At 59.6% G+C, this 25,271-nt stretch carries 21 protein-coding genes; 11 read left to right on the forward strand and 10 right to left on the reverse strand.

Features of this window, described 5'->3' with window-relative positions:
* Positions 1-42: 42 nt before the first annotated feature.
* A complete protein-coding gene (locus NTD80_RS20370; RefSeq protein ID WP_120448094.1) occupies positions 43-1,689 on the reverse strand; it encodes a GMC family oxidoreductase in 1,647 nt (548 codons plus the stop codon).
* A gap of 196 nt (positions 1,690-1,885) precedes the next feature.
* Between NTD80_RS20370 and NTD80_RS20375 the strand changes: the two genes are divergently transcribed.
* Positions 1,886-2,779: a LysR family transcriptional regulator gene (locus tag NTD80_RS20375; RefSeq protein WP_120448095.1), complete on the forward strand. Its 894-nt coding sequence runs from the start codon at positions 1,886-1,888 to the stop codon at positions 2,777-2,779.
* Between the two features lie 984 nt (positions 2,780-3,763).
* Here the strand turns inward: NTD80_RS20375 and NTD80_RS20380 are convergent.
* The 3 genes from NTD80_RS20380 to NTD80_RS20390 are packed head-to-tail and all read right to left on the reverse strand — an operon-like array spanning position 3,764 to position 6,792.
* Entirely contained in the window at positions 3,764-4,861 is a 1,098-nt protein-coding gene (locus tag NTD80_RS20380; protein WP_262134715.1) for a DNA alkylation repair protein, read from the reverse strand.
* 15 nt (positions 4,862-4,876) lie between these two features.
* Positions 4,877-6,223, reverse strand: coding sequence for a glutamine synthetase family protein (locus tag NTD80_RS20385; protein WP_065905558.1), 1,347 nt, complete (start codon positions 6,221-6,223; stop codon positions 4,877-4,879).
* 11 nt (positions 6,224-6,234) lie between these two features.
* Entirely contained in the window at positions 6,235-6,792 is a 558-nt protein-coding gene (locus NTD80_RS20390; RefSeq protein ID WP_065905559.1) for a helix-turn-helix domain-containing protein, read from the reverse strand.
* Between the two features lie 46 nt (positions 6,793-6,838).
* Here NTD80_RS20390 and NTD80_RS20395 point away from each other — a divergent pair, with 46 nt between their 5' ends.
* Positions 6,839-7,207: a nuclear transport factor 2 family protein gene (locus NTD80_RS20395; protein ID WP_262134716.1), complete on the forward strand. Its 369-nt coding sequence runs from the start codon at positions 6,839-6,841 to the stop codon at positions 7,205-7,207.
* A 28-nt stretch (positions 7,208-7,235) separates the two neighbouring features.
* On the opposite strand, the gene NTD80_RS20400 is transcribed toward NTD80_RS20395, so the two are convergent.
* Entirely contained in the window at positions 7,236-9,386 is a 2,151-nt protein-coding gene (locus NTD80_RS20400; RefSeq protein ID WP_262134717.1) for a WG repeat-containing protein, read from the reverse strand.
* Between the two features lie 104 nt (positions 9,387-9,490).
* Here NTD80_RS20400 and NTD80_RS20405 point away from each other — a divergent pair, with 104 nt between their 5' ends.
* Both NTD80_RS20405 and NTD80_RS20410 read left to right on the forward strand, forming a co-directional pair.
* Positions 9,491-9,799 carry an RcnB family protein gene (locus tag NTD80_RS20405; RefSeq protein ID WP_065905562.1) on the forward strand — a complete coding sequence of 103 codons (309 nt, stop codon included), beginning with the start codon at positions 9,491-9,493 and terminating at the stop codon, positions 9,797-9,799.
* A gap of 77 nt (positions 9,800-9,876) precedes the next feature.
* Positions 9,877-11,070, forward strand: a complete 1,194-nt coding sequence (locus NTD80_RS20410; RefSeq protein ID WP_262134718.1) for an MFS transporter — start codon at positions 9,877-9,879, stop codon at positions 11,068-11,070.
* Here the strand turns inward: NTD80_RS20410 and NTD80_RS20415 are convergent.
* Together NTD80_RS20415 and NTD80_RS20420 are read right to left on the reverse strand one after the other, a co-directional pair.
* Positions 11,033-11,305, reverse strand: coding sequence for a DUF1652 domain-containing protein (locus NTD80_RS20415; RefSeq protein WP_065905564.1), 273 nt, complete (start codon positions 11,303-11,305; stop codon positions 11,033-11,035). The two genes, NTD80_RS20410 and NTD80_RS20415, sit on opposite strands and share 38 nt — an antisense overlap.
* A 131-nt stretch (positions 11,306-11,436) precedes the next feature.
* Positions 11,437-12,933: a helix-turn-helix transcriptional regulator gene (locus tag NTD80_RS20420; protein ID WP_262134719.1), complete on the reverse strand. Its 1,497-nt coding sequence runs from the start codon at positions 12,931-12,933 to the stop codon at positions 11,437-11,439.
* Between the two features lie 174 nt (positions 12,934-13,107).
* On the opposite strand from NTD80_RS20420, the gene NTD80_RS20425 reads away from it, so the two are divergent.
* Complete coding sequence (locus tag NTD80_RS20425; protein ID WP_262134720.1) at positions 13,108-14,076, forward strand: hypothetical protein; 969 nt, start codon at positions 13,108-13,110, stop codon at positions 14,074-14,076.
* Positions 14,077-14,126: 50 nt separating this feature from the next.
* Here NTD80_RS20425 and NTD80_RS20430 read toward each other — a convergent pair whose 3' ends face one another.
* The 3 genes from NTD80_RS20430 to NTD80_RS20440 form a co-directional block, all read right to left on the reverse strand.
* Positions 14,127-15,296, reverse strand: a complete 1,170-nt coding sequence (locus tag NTD80_RS20430; protein WP_262134721.1) for a hypothetical protein — start codon at positions 15,294-15,296, stop codon at positions 14,127-14,129.
* Positions 15,297-15,310: 14 nt separating this feature from the next.
* The gene (locus NTD80_RS20435; RefSeq protein WP_262134722.1) at positions 15,311-16,198 is read right to left on the reverse strand and encodes a nitrilase family protein; all 888 of its coding nucleotides are present in this window, start codon (positions 16,196-16,198) and stop codon (positions 15,311-15,313) included.
* A 119-nt stretch (positions 16,199-16,317) separates the two neighbouring features.
* Positions 16,318-18,267 (reverse strand): flavin monoamine oxidase family protein, encoded by a 1,950-nt coding sequence (locus tag NTD80_RS20440; protein ID WP_262134723.1) that lies wholly within the window; start codon positions 18,265-18,267, stop codon positions 16,318-16,320.
* 205 nt (positions 18,268-18,472) lie between these two features.
* On the opposite strand from NTD80_RS20440, the gene NTD80_RS20445 reads away from it, so the two are divergent.
* From NTD80_RS20445 to NTD80_RS20470, 6 genes are all read left to right on the forward strand, one after another.
* A complete protein-coding gene (locus NTD80_RS20445; RefSeq protein WP_262134725.1) occupies positions 18,473-18,817 on the forward strand; it encodes an FKBP-type peptidyl-prolyl cis-trans isomerase in 345 nt (114 codons plus the stop codon).
* A gap of 24 nt (positions 18,818-18,841) precedes the next feature.
* The gene (locus NTD80_RS20450; RefSeq protein WP_262134726.1) at positions 18,842-19,279 is read left to right on the forward strand and encodes a DUF1851 domain-containing protein; all 438 of its coding nucleotides are present in this window, start codon (positions 18,842-18,844) and stop codon (positions 19,277-19,279) included.
* A 485-nt stretch (positions 19,280-19,764) separates the two neighbouring features.
* A complete protein-coding gene (locus NTD80_RS20455; protein ID WP_262135074.1) occupies positions 19,765-19,920 on the forward strand; it encodes a hypothetical protein in 156 nt (51 codons plus the stop codon).
* Positions 19,921-19,959: 39 nt separating this feature from the next.
* The gene (locus tag NTD80_RS20460; protein WP_065905570.1) at positions 19,960-20,676 is read left to right on the forward strand and encodes an MgtC/SapB family protein; all 717 of its coding nucleotides are present in this window, start codon (positions 19,960-19,962) and stop codon (positions 20,674-20,676) included.
* A gap of 303 nt (positions 20,677-20,979) precedes the next feature.
* Complete coding sequence (locus NTD80_RS20465; protein WP_262134727.1) at positions 20,980-21,609, forward strand: response regulator transcription factor; 630 nt, start codon at positions 20,980-20,982, stop codon at positions 21,607-21,609.
* Between the two features lies 1 nt (position 21,610).
* Positions 21,611-25,222: a transporter substrate-binding domain-containing protein gene (locus NTD80_RS20470; RefSeq protein WP_262134728.1), complete on the forward strand. Its 3,612-nt coding sequence runs from the start codon at positions 21,611-21,613 to the stop codon at positions 25,220-25,222.
* Positions 25,223-25,271 lie beyond the last annotated feature (49 nt).

Raw genomic sequence — 25,271 nt, forward strand, 5'->3', positions numbered from 1 at the left:
GCAAACCCTGGATGCGCTATCGCCAGGCCGGACGCCTGCTGGTCATGCGGGTGCGGTCATTTCTCTCTCGGGGGCAAGGTTCCTTGTGTTCGGCGAAAGGATTAGCTGCGCGGCTTTCTCCGCGATCATCAGCGTCGGTGAACAGGTATTGCCGGAGGTAATGCGCGGCATGATCGAGGCGTCGGCAATCCGCAGGCCCGGCACGCCATGCACGCGCAGTTGGGCGTCGACCACGGCGTCCTGGTCAGTGCCCATGCGGCAGGTGCCCACTGGATGGAAGATTGTAGTCCCGATTCGCGCGGCGGCTTCGTGCAGCTCCTCTTCGGTCTGCAGCGAATCACCTGGCAGGTATTCAACCGGCTTGAATTGGCTCAAGGCCGGCGCGGCGACGATGCGCCGGGTCAGGCGAATGGCATCTGCGGCCACGCGCAGATCTTCCGGATGGCTGAGGTAGTTGGGCCGGATCAGCGGCGCATCCGCCGGGTTGGCCGAGCGGATATCAATGCGGCCACGGCTCTGCGGGCGCAGATCGCAGACTGACGCAGTAAAGGCGGGGAACGCGTGCAGCGGTTCGCCAAAACGCTCCAGCGACAGCGGCTGCACATGGTATTCAAGGTTGGCCGAAGTCTGTTCCGGGCCCGAGCGGGCAAACGCACCCAACTGGCTGGGGGCCATCGACAGCGGGCCGCTGCGGTCGTACAGGTAGCGCAGGCCCATGCCCATCTTGCCCCACACGCTGCCGGCGATCTGGTTGAGGGTGCGGGCTTTTTCCAGCTTGTAGATCAGTCGCAGTTGCAGGTGGTCCTGCAGGTTGCCACCGACGCCCGGCAGCTCGTGCAGCACCTCGATGCCCAGCGGCTTGAGGACGTTGGAGGGGCCGATGCCCGAGCGTTGCAGGATGCCCGGCGAGCCCACGGAACCGGCGCACAGCACGATTTCCTTGCGCGCCCTCCAGCTCGACTGCTGGCCGTGTTGACGCCCGACGACTTGGGAGGCGCGGCCGTTTTCCAGGAGTACGCGGTCGACTTCAACGTCGGTCAGCACGGTGAGATTGGGGCGTTGACGGATGGGCTTGAGAAACGCCTTGGCCGCATTCCAGCGGACGCCGGCCTTCTGGTTGACCTGGAAGTAGCCGCAGCCTTCGTTATCGCCCTGGTTGAAGTCGCTGATGGAGGCGATGCCGCTTTGCGCCGCCGCATCCCGAAAGGCATCCAGAATCGGCCAATGCAGGCGCTGTTGCTCGACTCGCCATTCGCCGCCATCGCTGTGGAACTCCGAGCTGCCGGCAAAATGGTTTTCGCTCTGCTTGAACAGCGGCAGCACGTCTTTCCAACCCCAGCCTGCATTGCCCGCGGCTGCCCAACCGTCGTAGTCCTGGGCCTGGCCACGCATGTAGATCATGCCGTTGATCGACGAGCAACCGCCGAGCACCTTGCCGCGTGGATAACTCAGTGCACGGCCTTGCAGGCCTTCCTGGGCCTCGGTCTTGAAGCACCAGTCGGTGCGCGGGTTGCCGATGCAGAAGAGGTAGCCGACGGGAATATGGATCCAGGGATAGTTGTCGCGGCCACCCGCTTCGAGCAGCAGCACGCGGTGGGCCGGATTGGCGGAGAGTCGATTGGCCAGCAGGCAGCCTGCGGGGCCGGCGCCTACTACCACGTAATCGTATTCAGCAGTTGCAATGGACATCTGAGGTCTCGCTTGTTTTTCTTATTGGTTCCATCCTAGTTGTTAGTTTTCGTCTTAAAAATGTTAGTTTTTACCCAGCTGCTGTGCGTTTTTAAACAGTGCGACCGCTGTGGCGAGCGGGCAAGCTTGCTCGCCACAGGCACGGGGCCAGTCTTCGCGGTCGTGTAGTGAGTTATGCCCAAGGGAGGGAGGCTGAATGTTCGACTGGAATGACCTGCGGTATTTTCTCGAACTGCAGCGCAGCGGCCGCCTGCTCACCGCCGCGCAACGCTTGAAGACGACGCATGCCACGGTGGCCCGGCATATCGAGGCGATCGAAAAGAGCCTCGGCACCGCGCTGTTCGTGCAGCACGCCCAGGGCTATGAATTGACTCCGGCCGGCGAAGCCTTGCTCAAGCATGCCGAGGCCATGGAAAACGTCGCGCTGCTGGCCGAAGACGAACTCACCCATTCCGCCGCGCCCTTGGGCAAGATCCGCCTCGGCGTGGCCGAGGGCTTGGGCGTAATGTTCCTTGCCGGTCGCATGGGCGGGCTGTTTGAACGCTATCCCGGGTTGGAGGTGGAACTGCTCGCGGTGCCGCGTTTCGTCAGCATTCTCAACCGCGAAGCGGAAATCAGCATCCACCTCGAGCGCCCCAGCGTTGATCAACTGGTCACGCGCAAACTCACCGACTATCGCCTCGCGCTCTACGCCAGCCGCGCCTACCTTGCGCGCAATCCGCCGATCGAAAAGCGCGAAGACCTCGCCGCCCATTCATGGATCGATTACGTCGACGATCTATTGTTCAGCCAGGAACTGAAATTCCTCAGCAGCTTCTGTCGTAATCCCAAGGTGGTGTTCCACAGCACCAGCGTCATCGCCCAACACCAGGCTGCACGGTCAGGCTTGGGGATTGCCGTGCTGCCGTGCTTCATGGCCTCTGGCGACCCGGACCTGGTGCCGTTGCTGCCGGCAGAGAGTATCCAGCGCAGCTACTGGATCAGTTCGCGGCGTGAACTGCACAAGTCGGTGCGACTGCGGGTGTTGTGGGATTACGTGGTGGAGTTGTGCGCGCGGGAGCAGGGCTTGTTGCTTGGCGAAGCTGCCTGAAGAACCTGGCTCGAAAACGGCGGGCTCGCTCGCGATGGCGGAGTGTCAGTCGATGCAGTGGGTGGCTGACCCACCGCTTTCGCAGGCAAGCCAGCTTCCACATTTGATCTGCTTACACCCGGGAGCCCAAGCCATGCCCAGATCCCCCTGTGGGAGCGGGCTTGCTCGCGAAGGCGGGCTGGCAGTTGAGGCATTCGGTGCCTGATCTACCGCTTTCGCAGGCAAGCCAGCTCCCACATTTGATCTGCGTACACCCGGGAGCCCGAGGCATACCCGGATCCCCGTGTGGGAGCGGGCTTGCTCGCGAAGGCGGTGGGTCAGTTGATGCAGTGGGTGCCTGAACTACCGCTTTCGCAGGCAAGCCAGCTCCCACATTTGATCTTCATACACCCGGGAGTCCGAGGCATACCCGGATCCCCCTGTGGGAGCGGGCTTGCCCGCGATGGCGGGGGCTGTCAGTTGATGCATTCGGTGCCTGAGCCACCGCTTTCGCAGGCAAGCCAGCTCCCACATTTGATCTGCGTACACCCGGGGGCCCGAGGCATACCCGGATCCCCCTGTGGGAGCGGGCTTGCCCGCGATGGCGACCTTTCAGTTGATGCAGTGGGTGCCTGATCTATCGCTTTCGCAGGCAAGCCAGCTCCCACATTTGATCTGGGTACACCCGGGAGCCCGAGGTATACCCGGATCCCCGTGTGGGAGCGGGCTTGCCCGCGATGGCGGTGTGTTAGCTGATGCATTCGGTGCCTGATCTACCGCTTTCGCAGGCAAGCCAGCTCCCACATTTGATCTTCATACACCCGGGAGTCCGAGGCATACCCGGATCCCCCTGTAGGAGCGGGCTTGCTCGCGAAGGCGGGCTGTCAGTTGATGCATTCGGGGCCTGACCCACTGCTTTCGCAGGCAAGCCAGCTCCCACATTTGATCTGCGTACACCCGGGTGTCTAGGCCCCACTTCAATCCCCCGGTGTTGCCCCACCTGCCTCAGTCGCGCAATACGAAGTCAGCACTGCCCAGGCGTTCACCATTCACCATCACGTGCACGGTATGCTTGCCCGGATAGTGCTTGCGGGTGGTCAATTCGCGGATGTGTTGCTCGCGGCTGATACGTTGCTGTTCACCCGCGCCCAGCGTGAATGCCTTGAGCTTGAAGACTTTGGCCGCGCTGTGCCCGGCGCTTTTGACGTAGTCGATGGCGTAGTCCACCACCAGTTTCTGCGCGGTGGCGGCGGTGGATTCCAGGCTGAATGACAGGGTGATGCGTTCGCCCAGCGTGATCACTGCCGGTGTGACGCTCAGGTGCTGAATCTTCACGTCGGCCTTGGCGCCGGCGCCCATGATGGTCAGCGCGCGGGTGTTGCCTTGCTTGATCAGGCTGCGCAGCGCGTGGCGGGCGATCCAGGCGGTGTGGGGATTGTCGAGGTTCCAGCCCTCGATCAGGTCGAGTACCCAGTCCGGGTGTTCCTTGGTGATGTCGTTGAGATGGTTGGCGACGGATTTGCGCACATACAGGCTGCTGTCGGCCTTGAGATTATTGAGGATCGACGCGCACAGCTCGGGGTTGGCCTGCACCTCGGCCAGTCGAAACGACCAGGGCAGGCGCGGGCGCGAGCCTTCGCTGGCGAGGCGGCGCACGTGTTCGTTGTCGTCCAGCGACCAGGCTTGCATCACCGCCAGCGTGCGCGCGAAATCATTCAGCAGAAAGTGGCGGATCGCGAATTCCGCCGAGCCAAACGTGGTGAAGTATTTGAGCGCGGCCATGGAACGCTTGAAGTCAGCCTGGCCGTAACTCGCCACGTAATGCGGCAGGAACAGGCTGACAAACGCGCTGTTCAGGCGCGGGGCCAGCGCGTAGAGCAGCTTGAGGGTCTGCACATATTCCAGCGGGATCACCGCGTGCAGGCTCTCGCTGACCCGCGCCATGCGCTGCATCACCGACAACTGCGCCAGCCCGGCCTTGGCGTGCTTGAGAAAACCCTTGGCGTCGAACGCCGGGTACACCGCGCTCATCTCGCGGGCGATGTGCTGCAGGCGTTCGACGTTGAAAATTTCCTTCAGGGCCGGGGCGCTTTGGTCGGTCATCGGTTATCCATGGGGTCAGAGAAACCAGCGGTATTCGCGCGCATTGATCTCTTGTTGGAAGGCCAGGTGATCCTGGCGTTTGTTTTCGCAGTATACGTCGACAAATTCGGCGCCCAGCTTATCGCGCACGACCGGTTGATGCTGCATGGCGCGCACGGCATCGAGCATTTCCAAGGGGAAGTCGGTACCGCTGTTGCGGTCCTCGTTCAACGGCGCGATGGGTTCGCGCTTGGCCTCAAGGCCATGTTCCAGCCCGGCCAGGATGGCCGCCAGCACCAGGTACGGATTGGCGTCGGCGCTGGCCAGGCGGTGCTCGATGCGCAGGTTGCGCGGGTCGGATTCGGGAATGCGCACGCACGCATCGCGGTCCTCAAAGCCCCAGCTGGCGCGGGTCGCCGCGTTGACCGTGCCACCCAGGCGGCGGAAGGCGTTGTGGTTGGGCGAGAAGATCGGCATGCAGTGCGGCAGCAGTTCCAGGCAGCCGGCGACCGCATGGCGCAGCGGTTGCTGCTGATGGGCCGCCAGCAGGTTATTGCCCGCGCCGTCATACAGACTCACATGCACATGCATGCCGCTGCCGGGGTATTGCAGGTAGGGCTTGGCCATGAAGCTGGCGCGGTGGCCATGCTTCAACGCCACGCCTCGGGTGCTGCGGCAGAACAGGGCGGCCCAGTCGGCGGCGCGCAGGCCATCGTCGAGGTGGCCGAAATTGATCTCGAACTGGCCGGGGCCGATCTCGGCAGTGATCACCGTGATGTCGATACCCTGGTCCTTGGCGGTCTGCGCCATATCGTCGAGCACTTCACTGAAGCGCGAGAGCCGGTCGATATGCAGGTTGGGCTGGTCGTCGGCATCCTCGCTCAGCGGGTCGCGGGCGAATTGCGGCAGGCCGTTGTCGAGTTTTTTGTCGAACAGGTAGAACTCCAGTTCGAACGCCACCACCGGGTGAATGCCTTTGTGCTGCAGGCGCTCCAGCACCTTGGCCAGGACTTCGCGGGGCTCGAATTCGATCGGGGCGTCGGTGCCGTCTGAGGTGATCAGCATCTGGCCCAACGGCTGCGATTCCCAGCTCACCGGCTTGAGTGTGCCCGGCACCAGGCGGCGGTTGGCGTCCGGGTCGCCGTCATGGAAGCAATAGTCACCAATCTTGAACAGCCCGCCTTGAGTCCCCAGCAGCACGGCGTTCTGTGGCAGCTTCAGGGGGCTGCCGGCGGCGACTTTTTCGAGCATTTCTATCGGGTAGCGCTTGCCGTAGAAATGCCCTGGGATATCCAGGGCGATCAGGTCCACATACCGCACGTCGGGGTGGTTCTGGCGGAAGGTCCGTACTTCGGCCAGCAACGTGGAAGATTGGCTTTTCACGGGTGTTGCTCCTAGTTGTAGACCCACAGCACGCGGGCGGGCAGATCGGTCAGGTTGGCGTAGCGGCAATGAGCAAAGCTGGCCAGGTGGAAGCTGTCACCAGGGCCGAGGGTGACCGAGTCAGCCTCACCCTCGACCCACAAGGTCAACTCGCCTTCGAGCACAAAACCGGCCTGTTCGGCGCGGTCGCTCATGGTTTGCTCGCCGCTGTTGGCGCCGGGGGCCAACAGGCTGTCGAGCATCGAGAACGCGCCATTCATGCTCGGCGAGACGAGGATGTCGGTAATGCCGTTGGCGTAATACACCGTGCGCCGCTCGTTGGGGCGGGTCACCCAGCTCACGGCCTTGGGTTTGGACAGGCTGTAGAAATACGTGGTGGGCACGTCGAGGGCGTGGCTGATCGCGGTCAGGTCGGCCACGGTAGGCCGCGACAAGCCGCGTTCCACTTGGGACAGGAAACCTACGGAACGCTCGATCTTCTGCGCCAATTGGGCGAGGGTGAGCTTCTTGTGTTTGCGCAGGTCGTGAATCAGGATCGCCAGGGCGTCGAGTTCTTCTTGTTGATTCATGAAATTTATATCAAATAATTTCATGAAAAATTACAGGATTAATTTCATGGAGGCAATGGGCATGCAGCTGGAGCAGCACTTATACGCGTTGGAACAGGCACTGCAGGCGAGTGCCACCCGCACGGATGCGAAGCGGGTGGCGCAGTTGCTGGCGGATGATTTCGTCGAGTTTGGAGCCAGTGGCACGGTATGGGGCAGTAAAGCCGAGGTGATTGCCGGGCTGCAGGATGAAGTGTTTGCGCCGCGCCGCATCTCGGGGTTTGCTGTGAAGGTGCTCGGCCAGGGGGTGGCGCTGGCGACTTATCGCGGCCACCGCGAAGGCACCGGGGACTCGCTGCGCAGCTCGGTGTGGCGAGAGGAGCAGGGGCAGTGGCGGATGGTGTTTCATCAAGGCACACCCGCGCCGGCGACCTAAGCTCCCTCGCCACAAGGGCGGCGCCTGGTTATTCGCGTTGGTAGCTGTCGATCTGCGCTCCATCGGCATCGAATACATTCACCCGGTTTTCTTCTTTCGTATCCCAGATGCTGTACTTCGCATCGTTGCTGTTGGCCGGGATGCTGTAGGTGGTGTACTGGCCGAGTTTCTTTACCACGGTATTGTTGCGGTCGATCAGCACCAGGCCCTTGAAGCCCTCCATCTCCGCTGAGGCGAGGTTTTTCTGGAAGGCGTTGAGGGTGGTGTATTTGAGCGGCACGCGCTGTTTGCCTTCGGTGTCGACCGCACCGTAGCGCTGGCCGGTCTTCACCACCGCCATGCCGTTGGAAAATGGCTCGACCTCATCGTAAGGCAGGTTGATTGGCAGGGTTTTACCTTGTGGGTTGATGAAGCTGAATCGGCGGCTTTTGCGCTCTTGCACCAGTTGCGGCTGGCCCTGGATGAACGCGCCGATGGCGGTGGTGCCCGGCGGATTGATTTTCTGCAGTTTCAGGCTGTAGACGTCCCTCTGTTGATCGTTGCCAGCGGTGGTGTAGAGGTAGTCACCGATCACTTCGATGTTGGAAAACCGCGGCGCCAGCAGTTCCTTGCCGGCCAGGTTCCAGACGCCGTAATCCGAGTCGCTGCCGTAGGTTTTCAGCCCCGGCCGGCCAATGAACAGCTCGCCGACCACGTTGACGTTGACGTATTTCATCGGCACCACGACCTGCTGTTTCTTCAGGTCGTAGACGCCGTAAGGCCCGTTCGTTTCGCGCTCGACGATCATCAAGTCAGCGTTGATCGGCTTTTCGATGATCTCGAACGGCAGCTCCTTCAGCGTGTGCCCGCCCGGCACGAAACTGAAGTATTTGAACAGCAACTGACGCCAACCGTCTTTCTCCGGCGTGCTGCCCACCTGCATGTGGTACACGCCGGGCATCTCGCTGTATTCGATGCGTTCGAAGCGCGGCTTGACCACCCAATGGCCCTGGTTGTCGATGAAGCCGTTTTTTTGCGTGGCGTTGTCGTAGGCGATGTAGCGACTCTGGGGTGGCACGCTGTTGTGCATCTGCAGGTTGACTGTTTGCAACTGGGCAGGCTCTAGCAGGTAGATGACGATGCTCGCCGGGGTATCTTCGAAGTGGTAGGTGGCGTGTACGTTGGTCAGGGCGCTGGCGGTGTCTGGAAGGTCTTTCACGAACTGCTCCAGATGCGTCTGCAGTTCGGCGCTGGTGGTGTAGCTGGAGAAGTGGTCCTGCATGCGCAGCAGTTCATCATAGTAGGCGCGCAGGTTGGCCTTCTGCTCGGCGGTGGGCGAGGAGTTCGAGCTGTTACCGCCGCTGTACAACGTCTTGCCGTCGGCGCTCAGGCCCTGGATCACCAAGCTTTTGTCCTTCGGTGTCGCCAGCAGTAAGGACGCGCTGCCGTCCGCGAGGGCGGTCAATTGGTAGATTTCGCCCTGCTCGCCGGCGACTTTGGGGTGGGCCGGGTCCAGCATGATTTTCTTGAAGCCTGCATAGGCCGGGTAGGTGAGGGCGACGTCGATGCGCTCCACCGGCTTATTGACCTTGAGCTCGGCCTTGGTAGTGTCTTCATCCTCAGCGCTGACCACTCCCACCTCGGTAAACGGCTGCTGCGTGCCGTCGCGAAAGGACACGGCTTGCACTGCATAACGTTCTTCATGACGCTGGTCGGGCAGGGCGCCACGCTTGAGCACCTCGCGGATCGGCTCCACATCCAGTTTCAACCCCGACTGGTTGTCGAAGAACACCTGCGCGAACGCTTGCTGCTGGAGCGCCCCCAGCGCGGCGCTCAGTTGCGTAGCCGGGAAGGGCACGAAAGGCTCGTCATAACGCAGCTCTTTTTTCTGCGCCGGTACCGGGTCGGTTTTTGACGCCGGGGAGATTTCCAGGCGCATGCTTTCGATCATCGCGATCTGGTTGATGCTGTCGCGGGCATCCAGTACCAGGTAATTCAGGCGCTTCTTCGCTTCGGGCAACGACAGGGTGTTGATGTCGGCGACTTCGCCTTCATTCAATTGGTCTTCGCTGTAGTCGGTGCCGCTCACCAGGCCAGTGACCGCATGACGGTCGAGCAGGTAATAGGCTGCGCCGCCGATCACGGCGAAGACCACCAGGGCGCTGGCGAGTAGCTTGGTTCGGGTCAGGGCTGTTTTCATTGTTGTCAGACTCGAGAATAGGCTGGCGCAAGGTTAGCAGGCTGAATGATTTCGTGCGCCCGTGGTCCGAACCTGGGTACGCGTCATTCATTGAAGGAGCACCTATGAAGTCCAAAACCCTCGCCGCCTGCCTGCTGGTCGCTGCCAGCCTGTCCACCGCCAGTTTTGTCGCACAGGCGGGTGATACCCCCCAGGAAACCGTGCAGCCTTCCAACATCAACGCCCGCGATCTCAAAGAGGGCGACCGTGCCCCGGACATCCTGATGCGCAAGGAGTCGGCGGTCAGCGACTGGAAAAAGCGTGGCCTCAAGCAACCTGAAGCCGACAGCCAATGGGCGCGGGTCGGCGACAAGTTCGTGCTGCTGAAAACCACCAACGGCACCATCCTCGAGATCACCCCAGTCAAAAAATAGCCCGGCTTTTTTGCTTGCTCCGCGTTAAGGTAACCGGCCATAAAACGCCGCGTTACCTTTGACCGAAAGAGAGCAGGATGCTTGCCACAATAAGAAACTACCCTCGCACCGTGAACCTGTTGCTGTCCGCCACGTTGTTGCTGACGTTGGCCAAGGCCATCACCTTTCCCTACCTGGTCATTTACCTCACCAGCCACTTTGCCCTCGACATCAGTCAGGTCGGCCTGGTGATCGGCAGCTCGCTGATCGTCGGTTCGCTGCTCAGCGTGTACGGCGGCTTCCTGGTCGACCGCATCAACAGCTATCGGCTGCTGCTCGGCTTGAGCGTGGTGTTTGTGCTGGGTTTTATCGGCACGGTACTCGCGCAGAATATCTGGGCGTTCTACAGCTGCCTGATCCTGATCAACCTGGCTTATGCGGTGATCGACATTGCGGTCAAGGCCGGCTTTGCCAGCCTCTTGCCCGAAGAGGCGCGCAGCGAAGTGTTTTCGATCAAGTACACGCTGACCAACATCGGTTACGCCGTGGGGCCGTTCTTTGGCGCGATGGTAGCCAAGCTGGATATCAGCCTGCCGTTCATCCTTTCGGCGTTGCTGGGGTTGGGGTTTTTCCTGTTGTACTGGCGCTGGGGCGATCGCACCCTGGCCACCGCCGAGGTCGCGCAAAAGCCGGTGTCGTTCCTGGCCGTCGGCCGTGTGTTGCTGCGTGACCATCGATTGGTGTGCTTCACCCTCGGCGGCCTGCTCAGCGCCGTGGTGTTCGGCCAGTTCACGGCCTACCTGTCGCAATACCTGGTGACCACCACCAGCGCGGAATACACCTACACCGTGATCAGTGCGGTGCTGACCACCAACGCGGTGCTGGTGATTGCCTTGCAGTACGTGATTGGCCGGCGCATCTCGCACCGTTACCTCAGCCAATGGCTGATCTTCGGCCTGGGCATGTTCATGCTGGGGTTGATCGGGTTCGCGCTGTCCACCAGCGTGCTGTGGTGGGTGCTGGCGATGGGGGTGTTCACCGTGGGGGAAATTATCGTGTTCCCGGCCGAGTACATGTTTATCGACCGGATTGCCCCGGACCACCTGCGGGGCATGTACTACGGGGCGCAGAACCTGTCCAACCTGGGTGCAGCATTGGGGCCGGTGTTGTGCGGGCTGGTGCTGGCCAGCCTGCCGGCCCACTACATGTTCTACATGCTCGGGGCGTTCATCGTCGCGGGTGGGGTGTTCTACTTCATTGGTTCGTCGTTGAAGGCAAGTCATCCAGCGTGAGCTTGCCCATGTTGTTGCTTTGCAGTTCGTAGCGCAGTTCTTCCACCATTTTTTCCACTTCTTGCGGGGTCTGCAGCCGATTGGTGCTGATCCCCGTCACCACCAGGTCCACCCGGCCGGTCTCGGCGTCATAGACCTTGAGGGTCAATGAGGCGTCCCGGCACAGGGTGAACTCGCATGTCAGCGGCGCCAGGCCTTCTTCGATGCAATTTCGCAGTTGAGAGAGCGTAAACATGAGGGTTCCTTCAAGGTGTCGTTTCACGACGGCACAGGTTCAAAGCCCTGTGCTCACCCCTTGAAGGTTAGGGATCGGTACGGCATCCGATAAGGCGAATTCATACTAGCTGGACTAGTGCATTTGTATGTTCAGCGCTTGCTTTTAACCCTTAATTCACCGGCAAACAGCCCACGTTCACGGGCCCAGACAATCGCCGCACTGCGGCTGTGCACCCCCAGTTTTGAGTACACCGTGGCCACATGGTTACGCACCGTATTGGGTGCCAGTTTCAGCCGCGAGGCGATTTCCTTGTCGGCCAGGCCTTCGCAGATCAGGCCCAGTACATCGCGCTCACGCGCGGTCAGGTCGGTGAAGGCTACGTTGGGCAGGTTGGGGCTGTTGACGCTCTTGGCGTTGGCCAGTTTCTCGATGAGGGTCTGGCTGAACCACGAGGCGTCCTGCATCACTTCCTCGATGGCAGCCACCAGCTCCAGCTCCGAGCGCTTGCGCTCGGTGATGTTCATCATCACCAGCAGGTAGCACGGCACGTCCTGGATGACCACGGTGTCGGCGGAAAGCACGCAGTCGATCACTTCGTTGCCTTTCTTGCGCACCTTGAGGTCCTGGCCATCGAGGTTGCCGGCTTTCTCCAGGGTGGCGAACACCTGGGCGGCCACCGGGGCGCTGTCGATGAAGTGGATCTCTTCGATGGCCTTGCCGATCAGTTCCTCACTGGTATACCCGGTAATCGTCATGAAGGCTTCGTTGATATCCACCACCTGCCGGTTGGCGGCGCTGCACACCAGGGTCGGCACAGGCGTCAGGCGGAACGACTTGGCGAAGCGCTCTTCACTCTGGCGCAGCGCAATCTCGGCCTTGCGGCGTGGCTCCAGGTCGGTGAAGGAAAACAGCATGCATTCCTCTTCGTTCATGTCCAACGGCTGGCCGGCGACGATCACCAGTTTGCTGCCACCTTCGGGCAGCTTCAGCTCGGCTTGCATCTGCGGGATGGTCGCGCCTTCGCCCAGGCGCTGGATGGCCAGGTCCTTGCGATCGGCCTGCTCCAGAACGTCCAGCTCATACACCGAACGGCCGATGACCTGGTCGCGGTTGTAGCCGGTCATCTCCAGGAAACCCTGGTTCACCTTGATATAGCGCAGGTCGCTCAGGCGGCAGATCACCGCAGGCGCCGGGTTGGCGTTGAAGGTTTTTTCGAAGCGCTGTTCGGCGCTGGCCCACTCGGTGGCGTCGCTGAGGATCAGTACCAGCAACTCGGGCTCGCCGTGGGAATCGCTGATCACCAGGCTGCGCAGGCGGTGGACCCAGGTCTTGCGTTCGTCGGCCGTGGGGGTGACTTCCACCACCACATCGCTGAACTCATCACCGGCCGCCGCACGGGCGAGGGGGTAGTTTTCCAGCGGCACGGGGTGGTTATTGCGATAGCGCAGGCTGAAGCGTTCGGCGTATTCCTGGGTATCGGCGCCCAATGCCGCGACCTCATCCACCCCATGCATGGCCAGGGCCGCATCGTTGGCCCAGAGGATGGTCTGGTCGACCTCGGCGAGGATTATCCCGTCGGACAGCCCGGAGATGATCTGCTGCAGTTGGCGACGGTTGGTTTCTTTGGCGAGGACATCCTGGGTCATGGTTTCTCCGGGTTTTGGACGCATGAAAGTACGACACCCAGGCTTCAGGATAGTGCAGAGCAATTGCCTGCACCGGGGTGCGAATGCACCAGATGGCCTGGTGCATTTGCGCGGGGACGGACGGACACGTGGCTGGCCAGACTGAGACAGTCAATCACTGCAAAAGGATCAATCATGACCACTGTCTATGAAACCAACCGTTCGCCGTTTCGCGTGTCCTGGAGTTCTGTACTCGCGGGTAGTGCAATTGCCCTGGTGACCTACCTGGTGCTCAGTGTCCTCGGCACCGCCATTGGCGCCAGCGCCGTCAACCCGATGCAGGCGGGCAATCCGTTGAGCGGTTTCGGCACGGGCGCCGGCATCTGGCTATTTGTCTCGACGCTGATCGCCATCGCCGTGGGTGCCTTTGTGGCCGGGCGTACGGCACCGGATCGCGGCGGCCTGCATGGTGTGCTGACCTGGACCCTGACCACGTTATTCACCACCTGGCTGCTGGCAGGCCTGGCCGCGAGCGTGGTCGGGACCGCCGGCAATGTGGTGGGCAAAGGCCTGTCGGCTGCCGGTAGTGGCATCGCTGCCGCGGCGCCGGGCATCAGTGACAGCGTCAAGCAGCAACTGGACGAGCAGGGCATCCACCTCGACTGGAACAGCCTGCAAGCTCAGCTCGATACGCTGCTCAAGCAAAGCGGCAAGCCTGAATTGGACCCGGCCAATGTCGAGCAGAAAACCGATCAGGCCGCAGCGGATGGCAAGCAATCGGCGACGGCTGCCGCGACCAATCCAGCCCTGGCCGGTGATGCGCTCAAGCAGTGGTTCGACCGCGTCAAAGCCTCCGGTGAGCCTGCGCTGAACGCGGCCGATAAAGACGCGCTGGTCAACATCGTTGCCGCCCGTACCGGCAAGAGCAAAGAGGAAGCCACGCAGATCGTCGACAACTATGCCCAGGCCTATCAGCAAGCCATGCAGAAGGTCGATGAGCTCAAGCAACAGGCCGAGCAGAAAGCCCGTGAAGCAGGCGAAGTCGCGGCCAAGCAACTGTCCCGCGCAGCCTGGAGCACCTTGGCGATGTTGCTGCTGGGTGTGGCGTTGAGTTTCTTTGTGGGGCGTGTGGCGCTGACGACGCGTCGGGTGCCGTTGGCCTGACGGGCGTTTAAGTTAGGTTGTGGTTAGGGGGCATCCCCTAACCACACTTTTCATGCTGCGAGCCAACCGACGACTGGCACAATCATCAGCGTGCTCATCGCCATTGAAAGCACATTGCCAATGTAAGGGTGAAAATGAATGGGCATTCTCGCGGCAATGAAACACGCCAGCGGCGGGGCGACGAGTGCACCCAGCAGAGCACTTGATCCAATCACCATCCAACTGCCTCCATGGCTCAGTACGGCTGCAGGTACCACTGATACCAACGGAACATAGGTTGGGTACCAGCCTCGCTTTATCCATTGATGTCGCCAGATCACTACACCAATAGCCGATGTCAGCGCCTGAGCCCCAATAATGTACAAGAGCAATCCGGAGCCATAAGCCGGGCTCATGGGGTTGAGACTATAAGCGAGCAATACCCCCGCCAATAACCCGAGACTGGCAAGTTCGTTTCCGAAAAAAGGGGCTTCGGAAAAGTCCGCCAATACTCGACGCATACCCCAGATCACTCCGTAATTAGGCGGTATCGCAGGTACAGGTCTCTGCGGAGCGACGTAGTCTGAGCGCACCAGTGAGGGCACCCTACGACACAGTGCAAATGCGACCACACTTCCCGCAGCCATGCCCAGTACATTGCCGATAACGGCTGGCAACCCCAGCGGTATGCACACCAGATTGACGATCAGCAAGCACATCGGCGTAACCAACAGCGCCCCCAGCACTGCACCGTTGAGGGTGACCTTCCAACCGCCGCCAAATATGAGCACCATCGCTGCGGGCAAGGAAACAAAAGCCGCAAACGTAGGTTGCCAAGTTTCGGCAGTTACGCTCCAGCCCCAAAGCAGGTTGCTCAGCAAGAGACCGATCAATGAACTGGTCACCAACCAAGGCCACAATCCGGTGCCATAGCAAATGGAAAAGCCTTGCCAGGCCTTACCATGCTTGCTCGCCCACCATGCCAGATAAGCGCCGCTTAATAGACCCAGGGATGCGAGTTCATGCTTGTAAAAAGCTACCTCACTGATATCTCCCAGTATCCACCGCAACCATGCGATGGGGTTGGGCAGGGACATGACCAAATCACTGTAGCCCGGCCAGGCACCCTGATGGCTGAATACCACCCATAGCGCCAGCAAGATCGCGACAAATCCCAGCGCAGCCACGGTGATATCCACGGGTGAGAAGGTCGACGTTTTCTTGGTAAATGAAGTTTCCATAGATTGCCCTCCTCTCAACGAGGCAGGGCAGGATGGAGGGAGTACCCGAGCATCTGGTCATACAGATCATGTCTGCGGTCTCGTTGCAGATCATTGAGGTCGTTCCAGATTGGCGCGCTGCGGGCACTGGTAATATCAATATCGGCAAAAAGAATTTCCTGGCGATTGGCCGAAGCCACTGCACCAATCGGCCAGCCGTTTGTTCCTGCAATGAGGGAACACCCGAGGTAGCGTGCATCCCGTTCCTCACCAATTCGGCTGGCGGCAGCGATGAACACGTTGTTCACATGGGCTGCTGTCATCGTCAGGTAGGAGGCCATGCACTTGCCTGCCTCATCGAACAGCGGTGGCGGCGTCCACACCCAATTGTTCAAGCTGCAGATGATATCGGCACCTTGCTGGCTGAGAATACGCGGCACTTCCGGGAACCAGATATCCCAGCAGATCAGCAGGCCAATGCGACCGATGGGGGTCTCAAATACCGGAAATCCACTATTACCCGGGGTAAACCAGAGCTTTTCCAAATTCCATAAGTGAGCTTTGCGATACTTGCCGATGAATCCGTTGGGGCCTAGTAATACGGCAGTATTGAATAGTCGCATGCCGTCGATTTCGCTCAGACCCGCCACCAGATACACCTGGTGCTTGCAGGCAAAATCCATCCATTCGCGCACGCTAGGTCCGTTCGGCACCTCTTCAGCATGATCGAACGCATCCTGGCGACTACTGAAGAAATATCCACAGTTTGAAAGCTCCGGCAACACGATCAGATTGGCGCCACCGTTTGCGGCTTCAGTCGCCAGTAGAAGGCTTTGACGCAGGTTGTCGCTGCGATTGGAGACGCCTACCTGCGGATCGAATTGAATAACTGCGACGCGGGCGAAACTTGTTGGCTCACTCATGAGTGACCTCTTATTTTTATGCGACCGGTTTTGGTCGGGTGTTTATAAGAGGCGACAATATGTTTAAAGGATAGTCAGATGATTCCTATGGCGTTGTAGTAGATTTCTCTAATGCGAATTTAACTTTCTAACTCGTACTCGGGGTAGTCTCGCAGGGTAAAACCGCCGTTGAAGTGTGCTTGAGTTTTGCTGCAAATATTGATCACCGTATCAATGGCACCTCTGAAGCACGGCTCCGTCCAGCCAGAGTCCACAGAAAAAGACTCCCCGCAAAGATAAAGTCCGGACATGTGAGAAAAGTCCCTGTTGTATTTCATCAGGCTGACGGCCTCGTAATAGGTGCCAGGGCGATAGAGCTTTGCACAGCCGAGGGAGTGTTTGTCGTTCATCCAGCGCTGAACAACTGCGTGTTCGCGTGCTATATAGGGAGAGATGCGCGCTTTGATATTGGTTGACTTCAATAAAATTCTATCCAGTTCTTCTATGCATTTGTCCACGAGCTCTGTGTCGCTGAAGAGTGATAGCTTCGTTGCGTCGTCCTCCCATGTGTAGCTTAAAAGTATGCAGTCGTAGGTGCTGTTTTCGTTGTAGCGGTAGGTGTACATGTCGTGTATGAAGCTGTCGGTCACGATGGCTTGAGGTATGGTTTTGTTACGTGAAATAAAGGACTTTTTGAGCGGGGCGTACACTTTGCAGCTGGTTTCCCAATGCGCTGTTTTATAGGCTTCGATTGTTTCGAAGGGCAGCATGTCTTGAGTGAAGTCTTCGACAGATATTTGTGTCTCTATCAGCCACGAAGGCAGTGTGATCACCACGGAGTCAACGTCAATAAATTCTTTCCTCATTGCCGTTGGCTGAGCAGCATTCCAGTCGTAGTAAACCCTTATTTTCCCATCTTTAAGAGCCTTTATTTTTGTCACTGAACTGTTGGTCAGTAATCCTGACGGGGTTTTTATTAAATGCTCATACAGTGACTCGGTGGGCTCACTCGCTTTTATAAATAGGAGCGACTCAGCCAGCGAGCCAAGACCCATATAGTTTGGTTTGTTGAAGCGAAGTCCTCTTGAGTCAGTCACCGCTGCAGCATTCGAATAAGGTGAGGCGATGGCCGCACCCTTTGAATCTACCCGGCCGTGAATTAACTGAAGATGACTACTGAAACCAAATATTGCTGTGCGTATTGGGTAGATTGAGCAGACATCGTAGAACGCTCCCCAGCTGCCGTCACCAATACCAATTGAATAGAAGATGGCAGACTCCTGCGCGGTCATGCCCATTCCGCCAAAATTGCCAGGATCACTTTGGCGCCAGCTATCGATGGTGGGCATCTTCACCAGATCACGAAATGAGGTGCCTTGGTATTTTTTTACTATCGCAGCCCACATTGATTCCCAGTGCTCCGCGCCATAATGCTCGGAAATGTGCACGGTCATGCGTTCGGCAAACTTCTTCCACTTGGCAAAGACGCGGCCTAACGTTTCACCGGGGGGTGGCGTTTTTCCGTCTGCGTTTTTCCAGATCAGCATGGTGGGTTCGTCGCCACTCTCCATGCTTCCTTCTCGCAGGTAGACTCCCGTTGCACGGACCGCAGGGCTGCCAGGGTTCGGAAAGTCCGAATGGACCAACTCAAACTCTTTAGCGTAATAGGCCATGAGTGAGCGGCCCTCTTTGGGAGGGGTGTTTGATGTATTGAAGAAAGGCATTCTCATTGCGCCCATCTCAAAAGGGGGGCGACCTACAGTAGGGGTATTGCGTCCCCCGAGGGCAGTGAAGTGTCGGCCGCCAATACGCTTGGATTTTTCGATTAATGTAATATTCTTGAAGCCACATCTGTGCAGTTCGCGTGCAGTGGTCAAGCCTGTTATGCCCGCCCCGATGATGCAAATCTTGTGCTCTGTGTTGGTCGCGTTGGCGATGCCGTTTTCTTGCTCTACCAAGGTGCGATAGTCAAAGCATAAGTCGGGTGGGTTAGGGAATGTGGCTCTCCATTTATTATTTGTCGCGCGTTTTTTTCTAGCGGACTGTTGATTAACATCTGCTGGGAAATTGAAGCTGGAGCCAATGGTCATTCTGATATTCCATGCGCTAGTTGATTCTCTCCACCTAGATTGGATGCAGGGACGGCGGTTAAAAATAAGAGACATGTGATTTTTGGTTAGGGGACATCGTGTTCTTTTGTAGGGGGAGAGAGGCGCTTATTCGGCTTGACTAAACTTGCAAATCCCACCCAATTCTGGGAAAACCCCACCCCTCACGCCTTCAACGAGCCCCGCCATGAGCAACGACGAACTCCAGATCACCGACATCCGCCCAGGCACCGGCAAAGCCGTGGTCAAGGGGGCGCTGATCACCACTCAATACACCGGCACCCTGGAAGACGGCACGGTATTCGATTCGTCCTGGGAGCGGGGTAAGCCGTTCCAGTGTGTGATCGGCACCGGCCGCGTGATCAAGGGCTGGGACCAGGGCCTGATGGGCATGCAGGTCGGCGGCGTGCGCAGGCTGTTGGTCCCGGCGCACCTGGGGTATGGCGAGCGGTCGATGGGCGCGCATATCAAACCCAACAGCAATCTGTGCTTCGAGATTGAGTTATTGGAAGTGCTGACGCGCGATGATTGAAGTGTTTGTGAACCGGGAGGCTGCATGCCGTTGATTCAAGCTATTCGCGACAGCTGGGGGTGGGTCGGCATTGATCCCGTCGAGGTCGTCGGGACCACCGCCTTTGGCAATGTGATGATCAAGGACACGCAGGGACGCTATTGGCGGCTGTGCCCTGAAGCGCTTTGTTGCGAGGTCATTGCGCAGACGCGTGCCGTGCTGGACGAGGTTTCCAGGGATCAGGCATTTCTGCGCGACTGGTATCTGCAACCCATGGTGGAGCAGGCCGAGGAGGCCCTGGGGCCGTTGGCGCCTGGCCAGGTTTATCATTGGGTTATTTCGCCGGTATTGGGCGGCGAGTACGTCATCGACAATGTGCGATGCCTGGATCATGTTGAGCAGCTTCGGTTCTGCGGTGATCTGGCACGGGAGATAAAGGATTTGCCCGACGGTGCCCAGGTGAAGCTCAGGCTTGTCGACTAGTCATTGAAAAAAGGCAGCGTTCCATGGATGTCCAGGGTGTAGCTGAATGGCCCCTCGGCGGCTCCTGAACCCTCCCTGAAGAATCCTCTTATCCACCTTGCGGAAGCTTTCCTACGGTTTACTCCCGCGTAAACGGGGCGTAAGCTTCGCGCGTTTTCATCAATAGCGGAGACCCTCAGTGGGTACTTGTTCGAGTGACAGTAGTCGGCCGGTTTCGGTAACCGGCACATACTTGGCAAGGTAACGCGCATTTTCCTGATGCCGTTGTCTCGCCAACAAAGCGAGAAGCGGCATTCCGACAGCAGCCAGTCCTGGCGCCTGTCCGATCCCTCTCATCGACGCTGACCAGCACCTGACTGACCTCGGGATGCTACGGACGCGCCTGCCTTTTTGCGGCAGGCGGGCCGAGCTGACTATGTCTGTAGAACGGGCAGGGTGCAGCCGGTCGTACCTGTCCGCCGGTTTCCTCGCGCAGGAGTTACACCATGAGCCTCACTCTGCTCAAAGAGTTGTTTGCCGGTTTCCTGCGGGATCGGCACATCGCCCGGCATTTCCGTCGCCTGCCGCTGATCCTGCTGGCGTATATGGCGCTGACTCAGGCGGTGAAAGGCTTCTACATCCGTAAATTTGGCTGGCAGTAACGGTGCTATCGCTGGCGCTGGCGTTCAAGGAGATTTTTTATGCAAGCAATCAACAACATCAACCTCAATTCGCTGATCGACACTTTGGTCAGCCTCACCGCCGCGTTCATCCTCGGCGGCCTGATCGGTTTTGAGCGCCAGTACCGCCAGCGCACGGCGGGCCTGCGCACCAACGTGCTGGTGGCAGTGGGCGCGGCGATTTTCGTCGACATGGCCAACCGCCTGGGCGGCGCAGAAGGCGCGGTGCGGGTGGTGGCGTACGTGGTCTCGGGCATCGGTTTTCTCGGCGCGGGCGTGATCATGCGCGAAGAAGGCAATGTGCGCGGGCTCAACACCGCCGCCACGCTATGGGCATCGGCGGCGGTGGGGGCCTGTGCCGGCGCCGACCTGATCCTCGAAGCGCTGCTCGGCACGCTGTTTGTGCTGGCGGCCAATACCTTGCTGCGGCCGATCGTCAACAACATCAACCGCCAGCCGTTGGATGTGGTGTCGGCGGAGGTCACCAATATCCTCTATGTCATCGCCCGGCGTACCCAGCAGAAAGCCGTGCTCGCACTGCTGGAAGCCGAATTGGCGCGTTGCAACTACCCGGCCAGTGATGTCGATGTGCGGCCTTTCGGCACTGACGAAGTCGAAATCGAAGCCACCCTGGCGGTGACCTCGGTGGACGGTGACGAGTTGGATGCTCTGGTGGCGCGCATTTCACTGTCGACCCTGGTGGTGCAGGCCTTCTGGAGCCCTAGCACCACGGAGTAGCACGCAGACGTAAGGCTTTGCCTTGTTCAACACGGACTATGCTTTGGAGGGGGAAAAGTCCTACAAGCATTCGAGACTATCCCTTCATTTGAAACCACACGCCATTGTTAAGGTTGCGCGCTTGCACCTTTTTAGGAACCCAGGCGCAGCGTTACGTTTTCATCGTGTTTTTCAAAAGGAGAGGCCCGTACTGCCTGAAGTGTCACGCAGAGTACTCAGCACCGTTTGTCGGAACTGTTACTTTTCACAGGTAGATAGGACTCACGTGATATGTAAGCGTACTGATCCTCCCAGGGGAGTCTTATGAGCAACAAAGCTTTAATTGTGGATGATCACCCGTTTATACGTTCCACCGTCAAGCACCTGCTGAAGCAGGAGGGCTTCGACACCATCTTCGAAGCGGGTAACGGCGCGGATGCCATGCAGGTTGCCCGTGAGGAGCGTCCGGACCTTGTCATTCTCGACCTGGCAATGCCCAAGCTCGGTGGGTTGGAGGTGATCAGTCGGATTAAAGCCTTGGACCTGCCCTGCAAGATACTGGTACTGACTTCGTACCTGGCCGTGTTCTTTTCCACCCGTTGCATGCGTGCCGGTGCCATGGGGTTTGTCGCCAAGACCGGCGAACTCGACGAGCTGCAGAAGGCCATCAGGGCAATCCGGTCCGGCTACAGTTGCTTTCCGAGTCTGCCTACCAGTTCGGTGCGTCGCGACGACCTGCAATCCACCGAGCAGGAGTTGGTGGAGGCGCTGTCCGATCGCGAGCTGACGGTATTGCAAAAACTGGCCCTGGGCCTGGGTAACAAGGAGATTGCCGAGGACATGCTGTTGAGTCACAAAACCATCAGTACCTACAAGACGCGGCTCAAGGAGAAACTACGTATGTCGTCGGTGGTGCATCTGTCCAAGTTCGCGCAGCGCAATCACTTGATCTGAAATGAACCCCTCACGGTTAATCAAGCTCATGGTCATCCTGCTCGTGGGGATGTTGCCTGCGGCGGTGATGGCCGTGGATGCACCGCAAAGCCTGCGGCTACTCGGCCATTCAACCCTTGAACCGACCAGCGTGATGCTCGATGAAGCCGACTGGCGCTGGCTGCGCGGGCAGCGCACATTGATCATCGGGGTCTCGGCGCCGGATTACGCGCCCTTCGACCTGAGTAACAACAAGCAAGAACTGGAAGGCATCACCGCCGATTATGCGAAGCTGATCGGCCAAGCGCTGAATATCGCGGTCACGGTTCGGCGCTACGACACGCGCGATGAAGTTATCGACGCCCTCAAGAGCGGCGCGGTGGATTTTCTCGGCTCGGCCAACGGTTATGAGGTCGCCGACCCGCAGTTGGTGCTATCGCGCTCCTACGCCAATGATCAACCCGTGCTGGTGACGCGTGCGGGTGACAACCTTGCACTGAATGCCGATCTGGCGGGCAGGCGCGTGGCGATGCTCTACCACTACATGCGGCCCGATGCCGTGCAGGCGTTCTACCCCCAAGCACAATTGCAGTTGTTTGGTTCGACCTTCGAGGCCATCGGCGCCGTCGCGTTCGGCCAGGCGGATGTGTACCTCGGGGATGCCATCAGCACCCGCTACCTGATCAACAAGAACCATCTCAATAATGTGCGCATGGCGGATTTTTCGGCCATGGAAGCCAACCCGTTCGGGTTCGCCCTGCGCAAGGAAAACACTCGCCTGCTGAGGATCATCAACGCCGCGCTGGCCGCTGTTCCTGCCAACCAGCAGATGGAAATCCTGCGCCGTTGGAGTGCCGGTGGCATTGGTTTTCCCGAGGCCCACCGGCTGCGCTTGAGCATCAATGAGCAGCGTTGGCTGGAGAAGCATCCGCGCGTGAAAGTGGCGGTGCTCGACAAGTTCGTGCCGCTGTCGTTTTTCAACGAGCAAGGCGAGTTCGAAGGCCTGAGCGCCGAGGTGTTGTCGCGGATCAGCCTGCGTACGGGCCTCAAGTTCGACATCGAGCAGGGCACTTCACTGCCGCGCCTGGTTGACGCGGTCAGCACCGGGCGCGTCGATATGCTGGCGGCCGTGACGCCCAGCATCGAGCGGTCGGAGAAAATTCGCTTTACCCGGCCCTACCTGTCAAACCCCTATGCTCTGGTGGTGTCCGCGGACAATGAGCACGTGATTACCCTGGAGGACATGGCCGGCAAACGCCTGGCGGTGGTCAGCGGCAACAGCCTCGCGATGCAGATTGCCGAGGATTACCCAGGCGTCATGTTTGTCGAAGTCGAGAACACCGAGCAGGCCATAGCGTTGGTGGCCAAGGGCACTGTGGAGGCGACCGCGGTGTCGTTGATCAGCGCGCGCTATATGATCGCGCGCAATTACCGTGAACGCCTGCGCATCACCAGCACGGTCGGCCGGGAGCCGGCGCGCTTCACCCTGGGGGTCAACCGCAGCCAACTGGAGTTGTATTCGATTCTCGACAAGGCATTGCTGAGCATTACCCCCGAAGAGATGGACGAGCTGACCAACCATTGGCGCAGTGAAATCATCCTCGAAGACAGCTATTGGCTGCGGCACCGCAACGTGATTATCCAAGGCTTCGTGCTTGCCGCGCTGCTGCTGTTGGTCACCCTGGGCTGGGTGTTCTACCTGCGTAACCTGATTCGCAAGCGCGCCCAGGCGGAGCGGGCCCTGAGTGACCAGATGCGCTTTATGAGCGTGCTGATCGACGGCACTCCACACCCGATCTACGTGCGCGACCGCCAAGGCCGCTTGATGGCGTGCAACAACGCCTACCTCGATGTCTTCGGCTTCAAGCTCGAAGACGTCATTGGCAAGACCGTCATGGAGACCGACACCGGCAACCCTCCCCAGGCTCAGTCGTTCCATGCCGACTACCTGCGCTTGATGGAGCAGGGCGAGCCGCAGATTTATGACCGCGTGCTGAAGATTCCCGGTGGCGGGGTGATGACCATCTACCAGTGGATGCTGCCCTACCGGGATAGTAACGGCAGTGTCGTGGGCATGATTGCCGGCTGGGTCGATGTCAGCGAGCGCCAGCGCTTGCTGAGCCAGTTGCAGGAAGCCAAGGAGGAAGCCGACGCGGCCAACCGCGCGAAGACCACCTTCCTGGCCACCATGAGCCATGAGATACGCACGCCCATGAACGCCGTGATCGGCATGATCGAACTGGCCCTGGAAAACGCCCAGCAGGGGCGTGCCGACCGCGCCGCGCTGGAGGTGGCCTCGGTGGCATCGCACAGCATGCTGGAGTTGATCGGCGATATTCTCGACATTGCGCGGATTGAATCCGGCCACTTGTCACTGGCCCTGGAGCCCGCCAATCCGCACGAGCTGCTGGCCTCGGTGGCGCGGGTATTTGAAGGGTTGGCGCGCGACAAGGGCCTGGTGTTGCAAGTGGAACTCGACCCGCTGATCAATCATGCGGTGTTGATCGACCCGCTGCGCTTCAAGCAGGTGGTGTCCAATCTGTTGGGGAATGCGATCAAGTTCACCACCAGCGGTCAGGTACGCGTGGGGGCCCAGGGGGCATTGGTCGACGATCAACTGGACCTGCGGCTATGGGTGGAGGACACCGGCATTGGCATCAGCGCTGTCGATCAGCAGCGCTTGTTCAACCCCTTTATCCAGGGCAGCAATAACGAACAATCGGCACGCAGTGGTTCTGGCCTTGGACTGGTCATCAGCCGCAACCTGTGCGAGATGATGGGCGGGCAATTACACTTGAGCAGCGTGCTGGGCAAGGGCACACGGGTGGATGTGACGCTGTCGCTGGAAATGACCACCCGCGTGCCGGATGCATTGCCCGTCTTGCCTGTTCCGGCGTCCCGGGCGTTGAGCATCCTGGTGGTGGATGACTACCCGGCCAACCGCCTGCTGCTGGCTCGCCAGTTGAGCTTCCTGGGCCACCGCATCACCACCGCCGAGGACGGTGCCCAAGGCTTTGCCTTGTGGCAGGCCGGGCAGTTCGACGGGGTGATCACCGATTGCAATATGCCCTTCAAGGATGGGTATACGTTGGCGCGGGATATTCGTGCCCAGGAGCGTCAGCGCGGGCTCACGCCGTGCCTGTTGCTGGGCTTCACCGCCAATGCGCAGCCACAAGAAACCGAACGCTGCCGACAGGCCGGCATGGATGGCTGCCTGTTCAAGCCTACCGGGCTTGACGACTTGCGCGCGGCGTTGGCATCGCGCGCGGTCGGCGAGGTGACACAGGCGGTTGAGCCGACGTTTGATTTGAGCACGCTGATCGCGCTGACCGGTAGCGATAAGGTCGCGCTGAACGAGCTGCTGACGCCGTTACTCGACAGCCTGGAGGAAGATCGCGCCTGGTTGGGTGTTGAGCAAAATCGCACGGACTTCGCCAGGCTGCATGACCTGGCCCATCGCGTCAAAGGTGGCGCACGCTTGGTCAAGTCTGAGGCGTTGATCGCCAGCTGCGAGACCTTGGAAGACTTGTGCGAGCGGCGCGAAGGCGAGGCATTGGACGCAGCAGTGCAGGCGGTGGAACGGGCTATCGCTGGCTTGCAACACAGCCTCGGGCAGTACTGCAATCAGGCGTGACCGAGGTAGACAGCCATTCGGTGCATTTGGGACAACTCCTACATGAAGG

This window comes from Pseudomonas sp. 13B_2.1_Bac1, from assembly GCF_025466155.1.
Taxonomy (GTDB): domain Bacteria; phylum Pseudomonadota; class Gammaproteobacteria; order Pseudomonadales; family Pseudomonadaceae; genus Aquipseudomonas; species Aquipseudomonas aylmerensis.